This is a genomic window from Paenarthrobacter sp. 22069 (assembly GCF_052046035.1).
Classification (GTDB): Bacteria; Actinomycetota; Actinomycetes; order Actinomycetales; family Micrococcaceae; genus Arthrobacter.
The window spans coordinates 91,327-97,328 of the sequence record NZ_JBQEQF010000003.1; the positions used below are offsets into that span (position 1 = coordinate 91,327).

General features: G+C 62.7%; 6 protein-coding genes. 3 read left to right on the plus strand and 3 right to left on the minus strand.

Going from position 1 to position 6,002, the window contains the following annotated elements; genetic code table 11:
• Nucleotides 1-93: 93 nt before the first annotated feature.
• The 3 genes from ACTJK0_RS03200 to ACTJK0_RS03210 are packed head-to-tail and all read right to left on the minus strand — an operon-like array spanning nucleotide 94 to nucleotide 3,261.
• A complete protein-coding gene (locus ACTJK0_RS03200; protein ID WP_440744201.1) occupies nucleotides 94-1,032 on the minus strand; it encodes a carbohydrate ABC transporter permease in 939 nt (312 codons plus the stop codon).
• On the minus strand, nucleotides 1,022-1,963 hold the full coding sequence (locus ACTJK0_RS03205) for a carbohydrate ABC transporter permease (protein ID WP_440744202.1): 942 nt from the start codon (nucleotides 1,961-1,963) through the stop codon (nucleotides 1,022-1,024). Before ACTJK0_RS03205 ends, ACTJK0_RS03200 begins: the two co-directional genes overlap by 11 nt.
• A complete protein-coding gene (locus ACTJK0_RS03210; RefSeq protein ID WP_440744203.1) occupies nucleotides 1,960-3,261 on the minus strand; it encodes an ABC transporter substrate-binding protein in 1,302 nt (433 codons plus the stop codon). The genes ACTJK0_RS03205 and ACTJK0_RS03210 overlap by 4 nt, the downstream gene beginning before the upstream one ends.
• Before the next feature lie 110 nt (nucleotides 3,262-3,371).
• Between ACTJK0_RS03210 and ACTJK0_RS03215 the strand changes: the two genes are divergently transcribed.
• From ACTJK0_RS03215 to ACTJK0_RS03225, 3 genes are all read left to right on the plus strand, one after another.
• Nucleotides 3,372-3,527, plus strand: coding sequence for a hypothetical protein (locus tag ACTJK0_RS03215; protein WP_440744204.1), 156 nt, complete (start codon nucleotides 3,372-3,374; stop codon nucleotides 3,525-3,527).
• 107 nt (nucleotides 3,528-3,634) lie between these two features.
• Nucleotides 3,635-4,306: a YesL family protein gene (locus tag ACTJK0_RS03220; protein ID WP_440744205.1), complete on the plus strand. Its 672-nt coding sequence runs from the start codon at nucleotides 3,635-3,637 to the stop codon at nucleotides 4,304-4,306.
• A gap of 130 nt (nucleotides 4,307-4,436) precedes the next feature.
• Entirely contained in the window at nucleotides 4,437-5,966 is a 1,530-nt protein-coding gene (locus ACTJK0_RS03225; RefSeq protein ID WP_440744206.1) for an extracellular solute-binding protein, read from the plus strand.
• The last annotated feature ends 36 nt before the right edge of the window (nucleotides 5,967-6,002 follow it).

Genomic DNA, 6,002 nt, shown 5'->3' on the forward strand with positions numbered 1-6,002 from the left:
GCCCTGCAGGGCAATTATGTTTGAGGGCGCCGCCAATGGCGGCGGGCGCACGAAAGCCGGGGTGCGTGTTTGGCCACGCACCCCGGCCAGTGCTTATTTGATGCCTGTGGTTGCGATGCCTTTGACCAGGAATTTCTGGCCGACGAGGAAGGCGATGAAGACGGGCAGCAGGGTTACGACGGACATCGCGAACATGGAACCCCAGTCGGTGCTGGATTGTGCGTCGACGAAGCTGCGTAGCGCGACGGGGACGGTGAACACGTCAGGGGAGGTGAGGTAGATGAGTTGGCTGAAGAAGTCGGACCAGGTCCAGATGAACGTGAAGATGGTGGTGGTGGCCAGGGCGGGGGTCATCAGGGGGAGGATGACCTGCAGGAAGATGCGGGGGTGGCCTGCGCCGTCGATCCTGGCCGCTTCATCGAGTTCGCGGGGGATGCCGCGGATGAACTGGACCATGAGGAAGGTGAAGAACGCGTCGGTGGCGAGGAACTTCGGGACGATCAGGGGCGCGAAGGTGTTTACCCAACCGATCTGGGAGAACAGGATGTACTGCGGGACGATCACCACGTGGATGGGGAGCATGATCGTGACGAGCATGGCACCGAACATCCATTTTTTGCCACGGAAGTCCAGCCGGGCAAAGGCGTACGCCGCCATCGAGCAGGAGACCAGGTTGCCGATCACTGCTCCCAGGACCACGAGGGCTGAATTGAGCAGGTAGGTGCTGAACGGTGAGGTCAGTGCGTTCCAGCCGGTGGCGTAGTTCTCCGCGTGGACCTCGGTGAGCCAGAGGCCAGGGGCGCGGAAGACGTCCGCGCTGGGGCGGAAGGAGGACACGACCATCCACAGCAGCGGGTAGATCATGATGATCGCGACGGCGATCAGGATCGCGTGTTTCAGGATGCTCTTGGCCCGGTGCTTGGGGCGGGGCGGATTGCCGGCCGGAGTTTTGGGCTCCCCGCGGCCGTTTGCGGGGCCCGGGGTGGACAGGGGGGCGTCGGTGGTGACGCGCGGGGCTGATTCAGTCGTCATAGAACACCCAGAATTTCGATGCGTAGAAGTTGACGGCGGTGAAGGCGCCGACGATGACCAGCAGGACCCAGGCCATCGCCGAGGCGTAGCCCATGTCGAACTGGCCGAAGCCTCGCTGGTAGAGGTACAGGGTGAAGAACATGGTCGAGTCGGACGGGCCGCCGGTACCGCCGGAGACGATGAAGGCCTGCGTGAAGGACTGGAAGGCACCAATGATCTGCAGCACAAGGTTGAAGAAGATGATCGGGCTGAGCAGGGGCAGGGTGATCTTCAGGAAACGGGTGGTCCGTCCTGCACCGTCCACGGCTGCAGCTTCGTAGTACATGGCGGGGATCTGCCGCAGTCCGGCCAGGAAGATGATCATGGGCGAGCCGAAGGTCCAGACATGCAGCAGGATGATGCTGCCCAAAGCTGTGCTGGGGTCAGATATCCAGCCGGGGCCGGTGATGCCGACCATGGCCAGGAGCTGGTTCACCAGGCCGGAGGTGCCGAACATCTGCTTCCAAAGAATCGCGACCGCCACCGAAGAGCCCAGGAGGGACGGCAGGTAGAACACCGAGCGGTAGAACGGCAGGCCCTTGATTCCTTTGTCCAGGGCCATGGCCACGGCCAGTGCCAGGCCGAGCTGCAGCGGGACGCCGACTATCACGTATGTCAGCGTGACCCGCAGGGAGTTCCAGAACCGGTCGTCCTGCATCATGCGGGTGAAGTTGTCGCCGCCGATGAAGTTCGGGTCCTGGATCAGGTTGTAGTCCGTGAACGAGAGGTACAGGGAGATCAGCATCGGCCCGATGGTGATGGCGATCAGGCCCACGATCCAGGGGGCAAGGAACACCATGGCGGCGCGGTTGTCCTTGAAGGTCCGCTTGACGTTGTCACGTCCGCCTCGGGATTTTTTGCCGAGGCTGCCCAGCTCGGTGAGGACGCTCATTTCTTGGCACTCTTGATCATGTTGTCCGCTTCGGACTTGAATGCAGCGGCTGCATCCTGGGCGCTGGCGCGCCCGAACAGGACATCGGTGGTGTGCCGGCCCAGGGCGTCGGCGGCCTTGCTCGACCCCGTCGGCGGGACAGCGGGCGCGTCGCCGAGCTCGGGCTTAATCGCCGTGAGGTAGTCGAGGGCGGTCTTGTCGGTCGGGGTGAGCTGGGGCTTGATGGCGTCCTGGATCTTCGCGGACGTCGAGAACCCGCGCTCGGTGGTGATGATCTTGGCAGCGTCCGTGCTGTTGACGAGGAAGTCGATGAACGTCGCCGCTTCGGCCGCGTTCTTCGAGCGGGACGACGCGGACCAATACATCGAGGGCTTGTAAAAGAGCCCGTCATCCTTGGGGTTGCCGTCCTGGCTCGGAACGCGCAGCAGCTTGATGTCGCTGCCGGTGGCCTTCTGGAGGGCGCCGAGCTGATTGGTCCACCAGAACGACATGCCGGTCCGGTTCGTAGCGGCGAGGGTCTGCTCGACGGGGGCGCCGATGTCCTCTTGCGCCACGCTCGCCGGAGGCGCCGCATTGGCGTCCATCAGTTTCTTCTGGAACGCCATGTAGGAGGCCACGCCGTCCACGGTGAAGCCGGTTTGGCCATCCTGCGTGTAGAGCTGCTCTCCCCGCTGGCGCAGCCAGATGTTGAGGCTCTGGTCCGTCAAACCATACGAGGATCCAAAGGTGCCAGTGGCTGCCGCGAGAGCCTGGGCCGTCTTCAGGTAGTCGTCCCACGTCCACTTCGAGTCGTCGGGGATGGCGACGCCGGCCTTCTTGAACAGGTTGACGTTGGCGAAGACGGCAAGCGCGTTCTGGCCGGTGCTGATGCCGTTCAGCTTGCCGTTGTACTGGCCCGCCTTGATCGTGTTCTGGTCGAAGGCGGACAAGTCCAGCTGGTTCTGCTTGGAGAGGTCCAGGAGCGCGCCGCGTCCGCCGTACTCGGCAATGTAGGCGAGATCCATCTGGATCACGTCAGGGGCATCGTTTGCGGCGGTCTGGGTGGCCAGTTTGTCCCAGTACCCCGACCACACGCCGGGCTCGCCCTGGATCTTGATGTTCGGATGGGCCTGCTGGAAGGCGTCGATAACCTGCTGGGTCTGGCTATTGCGCACGTCGTTGCCCCACCAGGAGACTCGCAGTGTTACGGAACCATCAGCGTTCTTCGTCCCGCCGCCGGTACCACAGGCGGAAAGGGCCCCCACCGCGGCGGTCCCGGCAAAAAGCGCCAGCGCCGAACGACGTGTCAAGGTTGTCATTGTCTCTCCTTTGAGTTCATGGGTTGCCGTGTAGCAGATCGGCGATCAATCAGGGGCGGGTCCTGTGGTGTACGCCACGTTCTTCTTGTAATAGGAAAGCGCATTCCGAGATGTTTGGCAAGGGCTTTCCGAAACTCAACGAATTTGTCCGCTCCGTTTCGGACCTGGCTGCAGGTGCTCTTTCCGGCCTGAGCCCGCGCCAGGTGGCGATTTCCGGCGTGACACCACGCGAGCCGCAATATGTAACGATTCAAAAAGCCGCTTGACCACACGAATGCTGGGGTCTAGATTTTCGAGAAACCGATTACCAGCGTGATGCGGGACACTTTCCGCTTCGCCCCTGCAACGATGGAGAACAGAAGGGAGCCCCGCCATGCTGTCCGGGACCTTCAGTGCGCGTGCCTACTCGCTTTTCGACACGCTCGTATGGATTGCGGGCCTGAACCTGCTGTGGATTGCCTTTACCCTCCTGGGGGCCGGGGCCTTCGGCGCGGGACCGGCCACCGCCGCCGCGCAGATACTGGTCCGCAGGCGGGCCACCGGGGACGCTGCGCCCCTGCTGCGCGGATTCGCCTCCGGATACTTCCGGAACTTCTTCAGGGCAAACGCGCTTGCGCTCCCGGTCGTCGCCGTCGCGGCCGCGCTTGCCTTGAACTGGAACTACTTTTCCGCACCCCGGGGTATCTTCCCGCAGTTCATGGCAGCCGGCATCCTTGTCCTCGCCGTCTTCCTGGCGGGGAGCGCCTGCTATGTGTTCCCGATGTATGCCCGGTACCAGCTGGCCCTGCCGCAGTACCTCCTGATGTCATCCCGGTTTGCGGTACGGCACCTTGCAGGGACGGTCATCCTGCTCTTTGTCTCTGCCGCGGCGGTGTACGCCAGCAGCTGCCTTCCCGGGTTGATCCCGTTTTTCAGCATCGGAGCGTGGCTCTATGTCACGGGGTGGCTGTGCGACCGCTTCTTCACCGCCAATGACCAATCGGTGGCCGGGGTGGCTGGAACTGCCGGTGCAACCCCTGCCTTGCAGGGCGCATCCGGCGGCTGAACCCCGGCGCGGCAGCCGGGGGCCCCTCGGCCCAAAAAATGCCTGCAACTGCACCCACCGAAATATGAAACGTATCAATCCGCTGCGCCGAGCATCCTGGCGCACCCCAACGAAGTGGAACAGGAAAATCATGATCCGTAGGAAACTGTCCCTGGCCGCCGCCGTCGCCACCGCCACGGCCCTGACCCTCACCGCCTGCAGCGGAGGTGACACGCCGGCCGCCGACCTCACTTCCGTCACCATCATGGCCCCTTTCCTTGAGGCGCAGCCGCCCAGCGCTGACGGAGCCGTCCAGAAGAAGCTGGAGGAGCTCACCGGCAAGCAGGTCAAGATCAACTGGGCACCCAATGCTTCCTACGAGGACAAGACCAACATCACGCTTGCAGGGTCCGACATCCCCCAGGTCATGGTGATCCAGACCAAGAGCCCCGGGTTCGTCAAGAACGCCCAGGCCGGGGCGTTCTGGGATCTTACGGACAAGCTGGACAAGTACCCCAACCTCAAGACCACGTTTCCCGACATCCAGAAGAATGCCAGCGTCAACGGCAAGGTCTACGGCCTGTTCCGTGAACGCTCTCCGATGCGGACCGCCGTGATGTTCCGGCAGGACTGGCTGGACAAGCTGGGCCTGCAGCCGCCCAAGACCGTGGAGGACCTGTACAAGGTGGCAAAGGCCTTCACCGAACAGGACCCGGACGGCAACGGCATCAACGACACCTGGGGCATCACCATCCCCAAATGGGGTGCATTGGGAACCAACAGCCCCTACGACGTGATCGAGGAATGGTTCGGCGCCGGAAACCGGTGGACCGAGCGGGACGGGAAGCTGGTTCCCAGCTTCGAAACCGACGAGTTCCTCCAGGCCGACCGGTTCATCAAGAAGATGGTGGACGAAAAGCTCATCAACCCTGACTTTGCCACCTTTGATCCCACCAAATGGAACGAGCCGTTCTTCAACGGCAAGGGCGGCATGATTGTCGACGTCGATTCCCGCGTGAGCGTCCTGGTCAACCTCTTCAAGCAGGCAGACCCCAACAACTTCCAGAACAAGGTGGGCTTCGTCGGGAACCTGGTCGGCCCCGACGGCAAGCTGCACGCCCATCCCACCGACGGCTACTCGGGCTTCCTGGCAATCCCCAAGGCCAGCGTGAGGAGCGAGGCCGAACTGGACAAGGTCCTGGAGTTCCTGAACACCATGAACGGCAAGGACGTTGCCGTGCTGCTCAACAACGGCATCGAGAACGTGAACTTCACGGTGCAGGACGGCAAGGCGGCCGCCATCAAGCCGGAAACTCCTGAAGGAAAGGCCGTCAGCACCGACATCAAGAGCTACGCCCAGCTGGGCATGAACGTTGCCGGCAACCAGTTCTACCTCGTCAAGCAGCCCACCGACTACGAACAGCAGGTCTTCGACAAGCGCACCGACGTCATGGCGCAGGATCTCAAGAGCGCCGTCTACAACCCGGCCGCACCCTACGTCTCCGAAACCTATGTGGCCAAGGGCGCCCAGCTGGACAACATTGTGGCGGACGCGCGCATCAAGTACCTTGCGGGGCAGATTGATGAGCAGGGCCTCAAGGATGCCATCAAGCTGTGGGACGCCAGCGGCGGCAACAAGGTCAAGGAAGAGATCAACAAGCTCTGGCAGGACAACAAGTAAATGGCGGCCCCTGTCATTGACACCCTGGCCGGGGAG

What these genes read in the sequence shown, in the direction of transcription:
- ACTJK0_RS03210 (WP_440744203.1), bottom strand. Translation starts at nt 3,261, where the DNA reads ATGACAACCTTGACACGTCGTTCGGCGCTGGCGCTTTTTGCCGGGACC.
- ACTJK0_RS03215 (WP_440744204.1), top strand. Translation starts at nt 3,372, where the DNA reads ATGTTTGGCAAGGGCTTTCCGAAACTCAACGAATTTGTCCGCTCCGTT.
- ACTJK0_RS03225 (WP_440744206.1), top strand. Translation starts at nt 4,437, where the DNA reads ATGATCCGTAGGAAACTGTCCCTGGCCGCCGCCGTCGCCACCGCCACG.
- ACTJK0_RS03205 (WP_440744202.1), bottom strand. Translation starts at nt 1,963, where the DNA reads ATGAGCGTCCTCACCGAGCTGGGCAGCCTCGGCAAAAAATCCCGAGGC.
- ACTJK0_RS03220 (WP_440744205.1), top strand. Translation starts at nt 3,635, where the DNA reads ATGCTGTCCGGGACCTTCAGTGCGCGTGCCTACTCGCTTTTCGACACG.
- ACTJK0_RS03200 (WP_440744201.1), bottom strand. Translation starts at nt 1,032, where the DNA reads ATGACGACTGAATCAGCCCCGCGCGTCACCACCGACGCCCCCCTGTCC.